Origin of the sequence: Jeotgalibaca porci (assembly GCF_011299095.1) — a bacterium.
Classification (GTDB): Bacteria; Bacillota; Bacilli; order Lactobacillales; family Aerococcaceae; genus Jeotgalibaca; species Jeotgalibaca porci.
This window is the reverse complement of record NZ_CP049889.1, coordinates 985653-1000591: the sequence shown is the minus strand read 5'-3', so window position 1 is coordinate 1000591 and position 14939 is coordinate 985653. Positions and strand designations below refer to the sequence as shown.

Genomic DNA, 14939 nt, shown 5'->3' with positions numbered 1-14939 from the left:
AGTGCGAGGGATTATTTATTAGTCTTCTAAAATCATGACGCCAATTCCCAGTAGCCCAGGTCCAGTATGGACACCAAGAACAGGGGAAATTTGTCCTTCAGAATAAATTTTGGCGTTGGAAATAAGATCCTTCAATTCTTCTTTCATTTGCAACATCTCATCCAAAGCATCACCATGGCACAAAGCGATATAGTAATTCTTGTGATTGCCAACTTTAGCGCGTGCGATTTCCATCATCTTATTAATGCTCTGTTTACGTCCGCGTACTTTTGCGATTGTATCGTAAATACCATCTGTGTTACAGGAAATAATAGGTTTGATCTTCAACGCGCTTCCTAAAATACCGGAGACTTTTCCAATACGTCCGCCTTTCATTAGGTATTCGAGGGTCTCTAAACCAAAGATAACGGATGAATTGGAAACTGCCTCACGAGTTTTGTCGACAACAGTATCGAAATCCAAACCTTGTTCCAATAGTTCCGCTGCATAAATCCCAACGAATCCGGAGCCAATACCGATGTTTAAGGTATTAATTACTTCGATATTTAAATCATCACGATCATCCGCAATCAAATGCATGGATTGGTACGTGCCACTTAGACCACTGGAAATAATGGATGCAATAATATTGTCATAACCATCTGCCTTAATTTGGTCAAGTAAAGCATCAATGTCACTTCGTAAAGGAAGGCTTGTTTTAGGGATTTCAACCTTAAAAGAATCATAAACTTCTTGAGGTGTGATGTCTACGCGATCTTTATAAGAACGGTCTTTATAGTTGATAACCAATGGCATAGTGTAAAAGCCATATTTCTGTGTTAATTCTTCGGAGATATCGTTACAAGAATCGACTAATATTGCGACTTTATTGTTTTTCATTCGAATCGTTCCCTTCGTTTTTTATCATATTACTAACACCGTTATATGAAAGAATGAGTTGTGTGAACAGCTTCGAGACAACCGATAAAGTAACCATACTTAAAGCTAGATTGTCTGGATGCATGTTGCTGAAATGAGGCTGTTCATTCTGATCTTTTCGAATCGTTGCTACGAGTTGCAATGATTCCTCGAGCGTTTCACAAAAAGTGTCATAGGCTCTTTCAACGCCTTGTAATTCAATTTGTAATTCGATTCCTTTTTGAATATCGCTGAGCGGCAAAACTTGTTTGAGTATCGAAATAACGATAAGCTTAGCAATATGAGGCTTATAGTATTTCCTTTTAATCGGACGGTCTAGAATACCATTTTTTACATAATTATTAATCATTGCGGGCGTAATAGACAGTTCATTTTCCGGCAAATGCAAGAAAGAGAGCTGCGTTTCCACGATAGTGAGCACTTGGTCACTATAAATTCCAAAGTCAGGTAAATCATCCCAACGGAGGAACTTCACTTCTAATAAATCTTGTCGAATCTGTAAAAGGTCTTTCATTTCCAGAGAAATCACCTCTTTCGGCTATCTGGTTTCAATAACTAGATGAAACGTTCTTCGTTACTAGATAACTGTAACAACACTTAAAGAAAAGGTCAATTATAAATAATCAGAATGGAGCAAATTAAATGTTTTTTATTAATCGTGTACTTTCATTTAAAATCTACGACTCTTACTCTTTAAAAGATAAACGCAGCACAGTTAAATCACTTATCAAACGAATTCATAACCGTTATAACGTCAGTATTGCGGAAGTGGGCGAGCAAGATATGTTGAATGTTTCCAAAATTGGAATTGCTATTACGAGCAGTTCTCAACTTATTGCCCAACAGACGCTGGATGCTGTTATTGAAGAAATCGAAGCACGTTATGAAATTGAAATCTTTGATATTCAAGAACATTGAAACGCTATTAAATGTCAAAAAGAGGGCCGGAAAAATTCCCGACCCTTAATTATTTACATATTTTACTTGTTTAGCGCGCCACCAAAACGTCACATGGTGCATGCTTCACGACATACTGCGAGACGGATCCCACTAATGCACGTGTAATAGCGCCTTTACCCGTAGCACCTACAATAATGAGGTCGATGTCATACTCTTTAGGGAAAGCTTCTGCGATTAACGTTAAAGGGTTTCCGTTTGTGATTGTTTCTTGCGTTTCCACACCTGCTTCAGTTGCATATTTGACCATTTCTTGGACGAATTGTTTTTCAACGTGATCTGTCATGCCAGTAGTAACAGGTTGATATTCAGGGGATAGGCTTACGTTTCGAGTGTCCAGCACATATAAAATATGCAGTTTTGCATTATTACGTTTTGCAATTTCTACCGCTGTTTTAAAAGATTGCTCTGCTTGTTCAGACCCATCCACCGGCACCAAAATGTTTTTGTAATCGCTTCTCATACTCTCCAACTCCCTTTCTTTTTGTGAAAATTAGCTGTTGACCTACTTTGATTTTAACGTAAACACTTGAGAAATGAAAGTGTTTTCTCTTTTGGCAGGGGTTATCTTTCGCAATTTTTTGATGATTTTAGTACACTTGAAAAAAGAATAGGGGGCGAGGAAAATGGGTTTAATATTAAAAATCGAAGAAGTTCACGAACATTTAGCAGCTTTTAACCTCCTGACTCCTGAGTTGCAAGAGACACTCGTGTACGCACAGGTTATGCCTTCAACGGGGCAATTTTTGTTATTCGGCGCTTATGCAACGCTGATAAATGGCGCTTATTATGTGATGGGGTTAGAAAAAGAGCGTGTGGTCTTAGTACCACTGAATAAATTAACAGGAAAAATAGATAAAAAAATAGAACCTATCTTTATTCCGCATGGGGAACTAGTGGATGTGCAGTGTAAGAAAGGCCGGATGATGAATAGTGTAACTTTCACCGGAGATGAGCAAGAGTTGACAGTCAAGATAAGTAAAGTAGCTATGGGAATGCGTTGGCACAAAGACAATATCCCAGCTTTTATGGACGGGGCAATGGCACTGGAAGCAAAAGTCGCAACCAAAACAATCGAATAAACACGGAAAGCTCTTGAAAGTAAGGTTGAATTCAAGAGCTTTTTCCCTTACAATAGGAATGCATACAAACTGGACTAGTAAATAAGAACAGGGTTAAAGAGAGCTTTTCCGTGGCTGTGAGAAAAGTACCTGCTGTTATATTGAACCTACCATCGGGATTATCCGCAGTATGATCGGCTATCTGCCGTTATCAAGATAGAGTGGGGCTTTCATTTTAAAGCCAAACAAGGTGGTACCGCGGAATAAAGTGTATTTCGTCCTTATTAGAAGGATGAGTATGCTTATTTTTTTTAGAAAAAAAGAAGGAGAATGATTATGAGTAACTTACAAAAAGAAGATTTTTCGGCTTGGTATATCCAAACGATTAAGCAAGCGGACTTGATGGATTATTCACCAGTTCGTGGCTGTATGATTTTTAAGCCGGACGGTTATGAGATTTGGGAGCATATCCAAGAAGCATTTAACGGCAAATTTAAAGAAGAGGGCATTCGAAATGCTTATTTCCCAATGCTAATTCCAGAGTCATTTTTCACGAAAGAAAAAGACCATATCGAAGGTTTCTCACCAGAATTGCCATGGGTAACAGAAGCGGCTGGCGAAAAACTAGAAGAACGTTTGGCATTGCGCCCAACTTCTGAAACGATGATTGGGACAGCATTTAGTGACTGGATTAATTCTTACCGTGACCTGCCAATGGAAATTAACCAATGGGCGAACGTCTTCCGTTGGGAAAAGAAAACATTACCATTCTTGCGTACATCAGAGTTCCTATGGCAAGAAGGCCATACGGCACATGAAGATGAAGAATCCGCACGTGAACGGACAATGAAAATGTTGAACGTTTATAAAGAAGTAATCGAGAGTGTCTTGGCAGTTCCTGTTTATGAAGGTCAAAAAACGCCATCTGAACGTTTTGCCGGAGCAGTAGATACATACTCTGTTGAAGCAATGATGAAAGATGGAAAAGCTGTGCAAGCAGGTACTTCTCATTACATGGGCACAAAATTCGCGGAAGCTTTTGATATTAAATATTTGAACCGCGACAATGAACATGTTCTGGCTCATACAACATCATGGGGTGTTTCTACACGTCTAATCGGTGCAACAATCATGGTTCACGGTGACGAGCAAGGGCTTGTATTGCCTCCAGCAGTTGCAGCCAACCAAGTTGTTTTAGTCCCAGTTGGTCCATGGAAGAAAAAACCAGAAATTGTTGAGCGTTTGGAAGTATTATTGAAAGATTTACGCAAAGCAGGCATTCGTGCATTGATTGATGATAGCGATAACTCACCAGGATTCAAGTTCAATGAGTGGGAACTTCGTGGCGTTCCAATGCGTGTTGAATTCGGACCGCGTGATATGGAAAATAACCAAGTGATGGTTAAAATGCGTGATTTGGATGACAAAGAACCAATTAGTTTAGATGGTATTGTTGAATACGTGCAAACCGCGTTAGCTGAAATGCAAGTACGTCTACTTGAAACAGCTCGCAGTAACCGTAAAGAACATGAATACACACATATCGACACATTGGATGAATTGAAAGAGCATATTGCAACAAAACGTGCTGCAGGCGAGACACCTGGATTTGTTCTAGCTGGTTGGGATGGTACCGAAGAAACAGAAGCGAAAATTAAAGAAGAAACAGGATTCACAACACGTAACATTCCTTTCAACCCAGAAGTTGAAAAAACAACATGTATCGTGACTGGAAAACCTGCCAAACATACCGTTTGGTTAGCACGCGCTTACTAAGAGAGTGTGAAAAAAAGCGTTAAGACCCGAATCACTGGAACATAAAAGCGCAAGGTGGCAACAAGCCACCGCGCTTTTTATGTGAAGTGACTTTGGGTCTGCTTTTTTGAACAGGTTTAAAAGAGAGTGTGAAAAAAAGCGTTAAGACCCGAATCACTGGAACATAAAAGCGCAAGGTGGCTGCAAGCCGCCGCGCCTTTATGTGAAGTGACTTTGGGTCTGCTTTTTTGAGAAAGCATATCAAGTCTAAAATAACATCAAAAAAGCAGCGTCGGAATTTTCCGCGCTGCTTTTTGTATCGGTTTAGTCTTCTTTTCTAGCAATCGTTCCATCTTCTAGAAAGGTTATGTTACGGCTAGCCAAGATTTCTTGTGCTTTCTCCAGGTTCGCTTGACGTTGCACTTTTTTCAGTTTTTCGGGCGTTACGTCCGTTCCTTCTGGGTCATAAACAGTCGAGTTCAATAGAATCTCGTTGAATGTGCCGCGGAAGTTTTGGATGTATTGTTGGCGCAAGTCTTTTTGTTCTGCTTTTTCTTCCGCCGTTAAGCCGATTTCTGTTTTTGATTTTCTAGCTAATTCATTAATACGTTGTAGTAGTTTATCCATTAAGTATGTTCCTTTCATTCTATAATATAGGTTGGAGAAAGGAAGTGAGTAGTTGGTCTAGCTAAATTGTTTATTGTACCAATTTTTGGCAGCGTCCAACTCGTTTTGAGTCAAGGAATGACCTGCGTTACCCCATTCGGTAGTAACATTACTTCCAACATTCTCCAATTGAGAAATTAGTAAACGTGTATTTTCCGGTGGACAGATTGGGTCATTGTTACCAGCGCCAATAAAAACAGGTAAAGCATCGCTTGTTTTCATTTCACGCTCTTCAAACGGTGTCATCGGATGGTGAAGAATAGCCCCTTTAAAGGCATCTTCGTAGAAGTATAACATACTCGCCGCGATGTTTGCACCATTTGAATATCCTAAAGCAATGACATTCGTTTTGTCAAATTTGTAGTTTTCGCTCGCTGACTGCAAGAAATCATACAGCGTATGTGTGCGTTTTTCTAGATCTTCTTTATCAAAAATACCTTCAGCTAAACGTCGGAAAAAACGGTTCATACCGTTTTCCAAAACATCTCCTCGTACGCTTAAAATACCAGCTTTCGAATCAATATAATTTACTAAAGGCACAAGGTCTTTTTCTGTTCCGCCTGTACCATGTAAGACTAAGAAGGTCGGATGGCCGGGTTCCCCAGGTTTATATATGTGTTCATAGTTCATATTTGCGTACTCCTTTATACATTCAATTTGTATATTTCTAATTCGAACTAATTGTAACATTTATACGGAATAGAGTCAAATAACACAATATATGCTATTATATGAGAGACACTTATATTATAGATGAATCAAGAAATGAGGGTATTCTGTGAGCATAGATCAAATTATCCATGATTTCGTGACGAAAGCGTCAGCGAAACATCGTATTCATGTATTAGACTATTATTATGCAGTGAATCGTCTCTTGCACCTTTTACAATTGGATAAATTCGATACTGAGTTACTACCATCCCTGCCCCTGCCAAAGTTACTGGATTCTTTGGATCAGTTGGTGGCATACGCAGTTAAAGAAGAAATTATTGCGGATACTCCGCGTGCCAGAGATGAGTTTGAAGCGCAAATTATGGACGTGTTGACGCCATTGCCTTCAACCGTTAACAAAGAATTTTGGGAAAGCTATCAAGAAGCACCAATGCGTGCAACAGATGATTTCTATCACCTTTGTCGTGACAATGACTATATTAAAACACGTCAAATTGCTAAAAATGAAGAATATACTGTTTCATCGCCTTATGGAGATTTGTCGATTACGATTAATCTTTCTAAGCCCGAAAAGACGAGACAGGAGATTCTTGAGGCGCAAAAGGTTACGGACGAATATCCAAAATGCCAATTATGTGCAGAGAATGAAGGGTATCACGGCCGTCCAGGAATTGCCGGAAGAACCAATCATCGTGTTATTCGTATCCCTATTCATGGCGAAAATTGGGGTTTTCAGTATTCACCCTACGCTTACTATAATGAACACTGTATTATTTTTACAAAAAAACACATTCCGATGAATGTGGGTACGCATACGATTCATAACTTATTGGAGCTGGTAACGGTGTTACCACATTATTTTGTCGGATCAAATGCTGGGCTTCCAATTGTGGGCGGTTCGATGTTAGGTCATGAACATTATCAAGGTGGTCGTCATACCTTCCCAATGGAGTCGGCAAAAGTTTTGGATACGTGGCAATGGCAGACACAACCCGAAGTTACTGCAGAACGTCTATACTGGCCGATGTCGGTTGTGCGTTTGCGCAGTGATGATAAACAGGCGCTTATCCAAGCGGGAACGGAATTAATGCAAGCGTGGGAAAGTTACAGCAATGAAGCACTCGCGATTGTGGCTGCTACTGATACTGAAAAGCACAATGCTGTTACTTTGATTGCGCGACGCAAGGGCTCTGCTTACGAGTTGGACGTTGTATTAAGAAATAACCGGACGACAGAAGCATTTCCAGACGGGGTTTTCCATCCGCATCAAGATGTACAACATATCAAAAAAGAAAATATCGGCTTGATTGAAGTATTGGGACTGGCAATTTTACCGCCGCGCTTGAAAACTGAGTTAGCTGATGTTGAGAGCTATCTCGCAGGCGAAGAGGTAACAATCGCACCTTACCACCAGGATTGGGCTGATACGTTGAAACAACAAAAAGAGGCTGACACAGATGTTACGACAGTGGTACAAAATGCAGTTGGCCAAAAGTTCCAACGTGTTTTGGAAGACGCTGGTGTCTTCAAATATACAACAGAGGGGCAAGAAGCCTTCGACGTCTTCATGAACCAATTTAAATAAAAAAACTCCGGCTCATCATTCTCAGATGGGCCGGAGTTTTTATCTTCATAATAATATTATCTGTTTTTATCTTGCCAGTCATCAATCTTGTCGTGCGCTTTGTCTTTGCCTTCTTCAACTTTTTGAGTTATCTGACCTTTTGTTTTTTGAGCTTTCCCTTCAAGTTCTTTAGACTTGTCGTTCGTAGCGTCACCGTATTCTTCCTTTACTTTACCTACTACTTGATCTTTCAATCCTTTTAGTTTGTCATCTAATGCCATTGTTATAACCTCCTAAATATAATTGAGAGAACGGTTTCAAGCTCCCTTAACACTATTATTGAGCAAATTCCAAGATAACGCAAATAAAAACACTTAGGGTATATATCAAATTGCAGTGAGATTTTTAAGTCATAGTGAGCTATAATGTTAGTAATAAAACGTGGAAGGACGAAGTATTTTGAAAATTTTAGCCATCGAATCATCTAACCAGACGATGAGCGTCGCAACCGTTGAAAACGGGCTGGTCGTCTCTGAATATACGCGAAATGGTAATCTTCAACACAGTACCCAATTGATGCCGGCGGTGGAAACCGTGATAAATGCTTCGAACTGGCAGCCAGCCGATTTGGATCAAGTGGTCATTTCGAAAGGCCCTGGTTCTTATACGGGTGTTCGGATTGGCGCAACAATCGCTAAAACATTGGCTTGGACGTTGAAGAAGCCACTTATACCTGTCTCGAGTTTAAAACTCATCGCTTCGAATGCTCTTTCATTTGAAGGATTGATTATTCCGGTAATTGATGCAAGACGAAAAAATATTTATGCAGGTGTTTACCAAATAGAAGAGGGACAACTAACCTCTAAAACGGCGGACGTTCACGCTGAGAGCGAAGTGTTTTTTCAATCGTTGGAAAAGGAAACGGAGCCGCTTATGTTTATTGGACAAGATATTCCGCTTTATAAAGAACGTATTCAAGAAATATTCGGTAGTCGTGCTCACTTTGCTCCGGTACAAGATTGGTTACCAAGAGCTGGGAATCTAGCCTTTCTAGCGGAAACCGAAGTCGCGGTCGATGCGCATATCTTTACTCCAGAATATTTGAAGAAACCCGAAGCCGAAGAGAATTGGCAAAAAGCCCATGCGGGTGAGGAGAAAGGTGATTACGTTGAAAGAATTAATTAGTCATTTTCATTCTTTGATGGATACCATCCAAAAGGAAAGTCCGATTCTTAACAGTAAACATTCTTTCTCTAAACGAACAGATTATCTCCCGGAACGCTATGAGTTAGCAAACGGACAAGAAGTACACTTAGAGATTGGTCAAAGAGCACATATTTCTGACATTTTAGAAATTCAACGTCAAGGATATGAAGGGAAGACGCCTTGGGGATTTGTGGCTTTAGAGAATGATATTGTCAAATCACAAAAATCGTTATATTTATTAATCTATAATGGAACCGAACCGGTTGCGTTTTTGGGAAGTCGTTTTGAAATTACCGATATCCATATAACAAACATTGCTGTGGCGCCGGCTTGGCAAGGTAAGGGCGTAGGCTCATTATTGCTGGAACTTTTGACAGCAGTAGCGAAAGAAGAAAAAGTCTCCAGCATCACTTTGGAAGTTCGCATCTCGAATAGTAAAGCGCAGGCACTCTATAATAAGTTGGGCTTCAAAGCTATTCGGATTAAACGCAACTACTATCATGGCGACGGTGAAGATGCAGTCGATATGAAACTGAATTTGGCGAAAGTATGATGATTTCGGATAATATAAGAGTTTTAGCGTTAACGGATGCCGAGGCTATTTTAACCATCTGTTTGGATGCAAATGCCGGTGAAACGACTTGGAAGTTGTCTTCATTTGAAAGGGACTTGGAGAACATCTATAATGTCTACTTAGGTTATGAAGAAGCTGATACGTTAGTTGGTTTTATCGGCTGTAGCTTAATGTTTGAGACTTTGGCCATTAACAATTTCGCCGTTTTATCTTCTCATAAAAGACAGGGAATTGGTGAAAAATTACTGCAAGGCTTGTTGGCGTATGGCAAAGAGAAGGGTGTTGAAAATTTCATCCTCGAAGTCCGAGTGTCCAACGAAGCTGCAATCGCGCTTTATAAAAAGTATGGTTTTATCGAAATAGATATACGTAAAAATTATTATGAACAACCGGTGGAAGATGCTTATATTTTCCAACTGACTTTAGGAAAGGAGTGAGTGCGTGAACGAGACATTAATTTTAGCAATCGAAAGCAGTTGCGACGAAACGAGTGCGGCTGTAATCAAAAATGGTTCAGAGGTTCTTTCGAATATCGTCGCATCACAAATTAAAAGTCATATGCGCTTTGGCGGAGTTGTTCCCGAAGTGGCGAGCCGCCATCATGTGGAACAAATAACACAAATTATTGAGGCCGCACTCGAAACGGCCGGAATTGAAATGGCAGATGTTGCTGCTGTTTCAGTAACGGAAGGTCCGGGCTTGGTGGGATCATTACTTATTGGTGTAAGTGCGGCAAAGGCATTGGCCTATGCACACAATAAGCCATTAATTGCGACGAATCATATCGCAGGACATATCTATGCCAACCAATTATTAGGACCGATTCATTTTCCACTCTTGGCATTAGTTGTGAGCGGTGGACATACGGAATTAGTTTACATGCCAGCTGACGGCGAGTTCGAAATCGTGGGTGAAACACGAGACGATGCCGCGGGAGAAGCCTATGATAAAATCGGGCGCGTGTTGGGACTACCGTATCCTGGTGGGAAAGTGTTGGATGAAATGGCTCATAAAGGGAAAGATACTTACAACTTCCCACGGGCAATGATAAATGAAGACAACTTTGATTTCAGCTTCAGTGGTCTGAAGAGTGCCGTTATCAATGCAATTCATAATGCACGTCAAAAAGGTGACGATTTGGATCCTGAAAACGTAGCAGCAAGTTTCCAAGCAGCTGTTGTCGATGTGCTGGTCGCGAAAACCATTCGTGCTGCGAAAGAAAAAGGAATCAAGCAATTGTTGTTGGCAGGAGGCGTTGCTGCTAATAAAGGACTTCGCCAGGCATTGACAGATGCAGTTGCCAGTGAACTCCCTGATGTTGAATTAATTATTCCACCACTTTATTTATGCGGTGATAATGCAGCAATGATTGGTGCTGCTGCCTATACGCAATATAAAGCACAAGACTTCGCAAGTCTGAGTCTGAATGCAAGACCGGGCCTCATGCTCGAAAAATAAAAAACATCTAGTCTGTGAGATACGGACTAGATGTTTTTTTGTCATCAGTAATTGGAACGTTTTAATCGGAAATAAAGAGAGATATGTTCCAATCTACACTGATTGGAACGTTTGAACGAAAATAAAGTGACCAAATGTTCCAATAACTATTTATTGGAACGTTTTACTCAACTTACAACTCCAAAATGTTCCAATCGACAACACGACACAAAAAAACCGAGGCACAGGCCTCGGTTTATGTAGAAAAGTTATTCTAACCCTTCCAGTTCTAAATTCTTAGCTTCCCATTCGTGCATACAGACGTCTTGTTGGTCTTGCAGAGTAAGGAGGTCGTCATTATATTCTTGAACTTTTTCGTGATCTCCGAAAACTTCGGGTAAAGTCAGTTGGGTTTCAATCTCTTCGATTTTACTTTCAATTTCCTCCAACTTTTCTTCTAGAGAAGTGATTTCACGAGATAGTTTACGTTCTAATTTCGCTTTTTCTTTGCTCGCATGGTAAGTCGACTTTACAGGAGGAGCGACTTCATCAGTCAGTTGTTCCTCTTGTTCTTCAGCAAGGAGCGCAAGCAACTCCGCTTCTTCTTGTTTCTTTTCGATATAGTAATCGTAATCCCCGATGTAGAGTTTACTTCCATCGGCCGATAGTTCTAAGATGCTGGTTGCAATACGGTTAATGAAATAACGGTCATGCGATACGAACACTAACGTTCCATCATAATCAATCAAAGCATTTTCCAAGACTTCTTTACTGTCGATATCCAAGTGGTTCGTTGGTTCATCCAACATTAATAAGTTATTCCGTTCCAGTGCTAACTTACAAAGGGCAAGTCGCGCTTTCTCGCCACCGCTGAGTGAACTGATGGTTTTTTCAACGTCATTTCCGGTAAAGAGAAAACTACCCAAAATGCTGCGAACATCTTTTTCATTCATAGTAGGGTGCAAGTCCCAAATTTCCGCCAAAACTGTTTTATTTTTAGACAACTTCGATAGTTCTTGGTCATAGTAACCCAGGTCAACGTTCGTTCCGAATTTTACGCCACCCTCAATAAAAGGAATTTGATCAATAATGGATTTCAATAAAGTTGATTTTCCGATTCCGTTTGGGCCGACAATACCAATTGCCTGTTGTTTGCGCAAATCTAGATTGATGGGTTTTGCCAAAACTTCGCCATTGTAACCAACAGCAGCATTCTCAACGCCCATCACCACATTGCCGCTCTCACGCTTAATGTCAAAAGCAAAGCGTACGGAACGTTCATCGCCCATAGGTTTATCCATACGGTCCATTTTTTCCAATCGTTTCCGTCGGCTTTGGGCCATTTTAGTAGTAGATGCACGCACGATGTTTCGTGCAACATAATCCTCCAGTTTGGCAATTTCTTCTTGTTGTTTCTCATATTGCTTCATTTCTTGTTCTAAACGAGCCGCTTTTTCTTGTAAAAACCAAGAATAGTTCCCTTTATAATGGTGGATTTTATTGCGACTGATTTCATAAACGTTTGTTGCAATTTTATCCAAGAAATACCGGTCATGGGAAACGACTAAAAGCGTTCCGCGGTAACCAAGCAAGTAATTCTCCAACCAAGCCAATGTATCAATGTCCAAATGGTTCGTCGGCTCATCCAAAATCAACAGGTCATTCTTTTCCAATAGAATTTTTGCCATCGCCAAACGCGTTTTTTGACCGCCGGAGAGCTGGGAAATAGGACGATCCAAGTCTTCTTCGTAAAACTTAAATCCATGTAAAACCGAACGGATTTCAGATTCATACCCGTATGCATCTTGCTTGTGGATTTCTTGTTGCAATGTGTCGTATAATTTTAAAGCTGCTTCCATGGCATCGGGGTCATTAATGACAGCTTCGTCCGCCAAACGCGTAGCAGCCTGTTCTGCTTGTTTCATTAATAAAATGACAGGTGCAAAGACCGTCAGCATTTCGTCCCAGATTGTTTTAGTGGAATCGACAGCACTGTGTTGGTCAAGATAACCAATGGTCACTTCTTTTTTCTTCGCAACAGTCCCTGCATCTGTCGGTTCAATACCGGCCAATATTTTTAGTAATGTTGATTTCCCTGCACCATTTCGTCCCACGAGTGCAATGCGCTCATTGTCCTGGATCGTAATTTGAATATTCTCAAATAAAACGGTCGGACCGAAATAACGGGCTAGATTTTGTCCTTGTAAGAGTATCATTCAGTCGTTCCTCAACTTTCTATTATATGCATAATCATTTTATCATAGTTTTTTCGTTCTGGGCGCATCCAAAAGAAAGGATGATGAAAACGGTCTAACCTTTGTGAAACGTGCACCATTTTTTTTATAAAAGCGATAACAACAAAGTTCAAGTTGAGATACCCTTCACAAAAAAGTACAAATTAAAACAAAATACTAGATTTTTCACGAGTGCATGCTATAATTGCACTATGTATTGATGAGCACAAAACGTTTATAATAGATAATTTTACATACATAAATTTGAAGAAAGCGAGAGAAACTATGCCAGCTAATAATGAAATTCCAAAAGCTACTGCCCGTCGTCTTCCTATCTATCACCGTTACTTACGCTATTTGCACGATGCCGGAAAAACGAGAATCTCCTCAACAGAATTGAGCGAGGCCGTAAAGGTTGATAGTGCAACTATCCGTAGAGATTTTTCATACTTTGGTGCTCTTGGGAAAAGAGGCTATGGTTATGATGTCGAATACTTATTGGAATTCTTCAGTAAAACATTGAACCAAGATCGTTTGACCAACGTTGCATTAATCGGAGTTGGTAACTTGGGACATGCGTTACTAAACTATAACTTCCATTTAAGTAATAATGTACGGATCAGCGCTGCCTTTGATGTAAATGAAGATATCGTTGGGACAATTGTCAGTGGGGTTCCGGTCTATCCAATGGGGGAAATGATTGAACAACTGCGTATTCAACAAATTGACGTTGTCATTTTGACTGTTCCGCAAGAAGTAGCACAAAAAGCTGCTAATAATCTAGTGGAAGCAGGAATTCGGGGAATTATGAACTTTACACCAATTCGTCTATCTGTTCCAGAAAATGTCCGCGTTCAAAACGTTGACCTGACGAACGAACTTCAGACCTTGATTTATTTCTTAGATAACAACATCAGTTAAGCATAAAATAAAAAATCCCGCGTCCTTCAAATTGAAGAGTGCGGGATTTTTTTATTTATTCACTTTATCTTTTATCTTGAAATACATTACTAACATTTGAATCGCTGTAACAATGTTATTCGTTGCGAAAAAGATACTAATCCACGTTAGGAATCCCCAACCGGATACATTAATGCTATCCACTGCGAAATAAATAAAAAGACCAGCAAATGCAAATTTCATAACGATTTGAAGAACGATATTTTTTAAATTCATAGAAATCCTTTCTTTTTACAACACTTATTGGAATAATTCAGGGAAATAAATTGGGAGTGAAGCAAAAGCATTCATTAAACCATGAGCCAACATCGGTGTAAAAATGTTGTTTGTCTTATAGTATAAATAAGAGAACCACAATCCCAAACTACCATAAAGAAGGTAGTGACCATCGAAATGGATGAAAGCAAACAGCAAAGCACTGATTACAGCTGATCCATAAAGACCAACACGTGACATGTTCAATTGAGTAAAAATAGCTTTACGGAAAACAAATTCTTCCATTACAGGTGCAAATACAGTAATCATAAAAATGAGTAAAGGATAAGCTTTTGTCATTTCTCTTAAGTTTTCGGTATTCGCAGACTCAATCGGTACACCAAAAAGATATTGTTCGATTAGTGAGGCTACAATTTGAATGAGAATCGCAGCTATGAAGCCTAACACACCCCAAAGTAAAACTTTAGGAATTGGAGCAGATGATGCTTTAATAATTGGCGCTTCAGGCGTCCATTTTTCTTTATAGTTAATAACGATCATCGTAATAGTTCCTAGAAAGGCAAAAATAATGGCCAAGGTTAAACTCATCGCGATTTGTTTCTCTGCCGGAAATAGGAACGTAAGCGGAACAGGCAAGAGTTGAGCTGCTAGGTATACGAAAATGATACGCGTGGATGTTGTCATTTTTCTTTTCATGTATCTAAACCTTTCTTGTTTGT

18 protein-coding genes are annotated in these 14939 nt (G+C 39.9%); 9 read left to right on the top strand and 9 right to left on the bottom strand.

From position 1 onward, the window contains the following. Positions 1-18: 18 nt before the first annotated feature. Positions 19-879 carry a DegV family protein gene (locus tag G7058_RS05080; protein WP_166062543.1) on the bottom strand — a complete coding sequence of 287 codons (861 nt, stop codon included), beginning with the start codon at positions 877-879 and terminating at the stop codon, positions 19-21. Further along, positions 866-1432 carry a DUF1836 domain-containing protein gene (locus tag G7058_RS05075; RefSeq protein ID WP_166062542.1) on the bottom strand — a complete coding sequence of 189 codons (567 nt, stop codon included), beginning with the start codon at positions 1430-1432 and terminating at the stop codon, positions 866-868. Before G7058_RS05075 ends, G7058_RS05080 begins: the two co-directional genes overlap by 14 nt. A gap of 128 nt (positions 1433-1560) precedes the next feature. On the opposite strand from G7058_RS05075, the gene G7058_RS05070 reads away from it, so the two are divergent. Then, the gene (locus tag G7058_RS05070) at positions 1561-1836 is read left to right on the top strand and encodes a DUF503 domain-containing protein (protein ID WP_166062541.1); all 276 of its coding nucleotides are present in this window, start codon (positions 1561-1563) and stop codon (positions 1834-1836) included. A gap of 70 nt (positions 1837-1906) precedes the next feature. On the opposite strand, the gene G7058_RS05065 is transcribed toward G7058_RS05070, so the two are convergent. Then, positions 1907-2338: a universal stress protein gene (locus G7058_RS05065; RefSeq protein ID WP_166062539.1), complete on the bottom strand. Its 432-nt coding sequence runs from the start codon at positions 2336-2338 to the stop codon at positions 1907-1909. A gap of 163 nt (positions 2339-2501) precedes the next feature. Here G7058_RS05065 and G7058_RS05060 point away from each other — a divergent pair, with 163 nt between their 5' ends. Both G7058_RS05060 and proS read left to right on the top strand, forming a co-directional pair. After that, positions 2502-2957: a hypothetical protein gene (locus tag G7058_RS05060; protein ID WP_166062538.1), complete on the top strand. Its 456-nt coding sequence runs from the start codon at positions 2502-2504 to the stop codon at positions 2955-2957. A gap of 315 nt (positions 2958-3272) precedes the next feature. Then, positions 3273-4712 carry a proline--tRNA ligase gene (gene proS, locus G7058_RS05055; RefSeq protein WP_193567971.1) on the top strand — a complete coding sequence of 480 codons (1440 nt, stop codon included), beginning with the start codon at positions 3273-3275 and terminating at the stop codon, positions 4710-4712. 303 nt (positions 4713-5015) lie between these two features. Here the strand turns inward: proS and G7058_RS05050 are convergent, their stop codons facing one another. Both G7058_RS05050 and G7058_RS05045 read right to left on the bottom strand, forming a co-directional pair. Then, positions 5016-5318, bottom strand: coding sequence for a DUF896 domain-containing protein (locus G7058_RS05050; RefSeq protein WP_166062536.1), 303 nt, complete (start codon positions 5316-5318; stop codon positions 5016-5018). Between the two features lie 57 nt (positions 5319-5375). Beyond that, complete coding sequence (locus G7058_RS05045; RefSeq protein WP_166062535.1) at positions 5376-5987, bottom strand: alpha/beta hydrolase; 612 nt, start codon at positions 5985-5987, stop codon at positions 5376-5378. Between the two features lie 148 nt (positions 5988-6135). Between G7058_RS05045 and G7058_RS05040 the strand changes: the two genes are divergently transcribed. Beyond that, on the top strand, positions 6136-7614 hold the full coding sequence (locus G7058_RS05040; RefSeq protein ID WP_166062534.1) for a UDP-glucose--hexose-1-phosphate uridylyltransferase: 1479 nt from the start codon (positions 6136-6138) through the stop codon (positions 7612-7614). Positions 7615-7670: 56 nt separating this feature from the next. Here the strand turns inward: G7058_RS05040 and G7058_RS05035 are convergent, their stop codons facing one another. Then, on the bottom strand, positions 7671-7874 hold the full coding sequence (locus G7058_RS05035; protein ID WP_166062533.1) for a CsbD family protein: 204 nt from the start codon (positions 7872-7874) through the stop codon (positions 7671-7673). 178 nt (positions 7875-8052) lie between these two features. On the opposite strand from G7058_RS05035, the gene tsaB reads away from it, so the two are divergent. From tsaB to tsaD, 4 genes are read left to right on the top strand one after another with little or no spacing between them, the layout of a single operon-like run. Further along, positions 8053-8778, top strand: a complete 726-nt coding sequence (gene tsaB / locus G7058_RS05030) for a tRNA (adenosine(37)-N6)-threonylcarbamoyltransferase complex dimerization subunit type 1 TsaB (RefSeq protein ID WP_166062532.1) — start codon at positions 8053-8055, stop codon at positions 8776-8778. Continuing rightward, the gene (gene rimI, locus G7058_RS05025; protein WP_166062531.1) at positions 8762-9352 is read left to right on the top strand and encodes a ribosomal protein S18-alanine N-acetyltransferase; all 591 of its coding nucleotides are present in this window, start codon (positions 8762-8764) and stop codon (positions 9350-9352) included. The genes tsaB and rimI (G7058_RS05025) overlap by 17 nt, the downstream gene beginning before the upstream one ends. Then, the gene (gene rimI, locus G7058_RS05020; RefSeq protein WP_166062530.1) at positions 9352-9810 is read left to right on the top strand and encodes a ribosomal protein S18-alanine N-acetyltransferase; all 459 of its coding nucleotides are present in this window, start codon (positions 9352-9354) and stop codon (positions 9808-9810) included. The genes rimI (G7058_RS05025) and rimI (G7058_RS05020) overlap by 1 nt, the downstream gene beginning before the upstream one ends. A gap of 4 nt (positions 9811-9814) precedes the next feature. Beyond that, positions 9815-10831: a tRNA (adenosine(37)-N6)-threonylcarbamoyltransferase complex transferase subunit TsaD gene (gene tsaD, locus G7058_RS05015; protein WP_166062529.1), complete on the top strand. Its 1017-nt coding sequence runs from the start codon at positions 9815-9817 to the stop codon at positions 10829-10831. 248 nt (positions 10832-11079) lie between these two features. Here the strand turns inward: tsaD and G7058_RS05010 are convergent, their stop codons facing one another. Continuing rightward, on the bottom strand, positions 11080-13026 hold the full coding sequence (locus G7058_RS05010; RefSeq protein ID WP_166062528.1) for an ABC-F family ATP-binding cassette domain-containing protein: 1947 nt from the start codon (positions 13024-13026) through the stop codon (positions 11080-11082). A 303-nt stretch (positions 13027-13329) separates the two neighbouring features. On the opposite strand from G7058_RS05010, the gene G7058_RS05005 reads away from it, so the two are divergent. Then, positions 13330-13965: a redox-sensing transcriptional repressor Rex gene (locus tag G7058_RS05005; RefSeq protein WP_166062527.1), complete on the top strand. Its 636-nt coding sequence runs from the start codon at positions 13330-13332 to the stop codon at positions 13963-13965. Positions 13966-14016: 51 nt separating this feature from the next. Here G7058_RS05005 and G7058_RS05000 read toward each other — a convergent pair whose 3' ends face one another. Beyond that, a complete protein-coding gene (locus tag G7058_RS05000) occupies positions 14017-14220 on the bottom strand; it encodes a YdiK family protein (protein ID WP_166062526.1) in 204 nt (67 codons plus the stop codon). Between the two features lie 24 nt (positions 14221-14244). After that, complete coding sequence (locus tag G7058_RS04995) at positions 14245-14916, bottom strand: CPBP family intramembrane glutamic endopeptidase (protein ID WP_166062525.1); 672 nt, start codon at positions 14914-14916, stop codon at positions 14245-14247. Positions 14917-14939 lie beyond the last annotated feature (23 nt).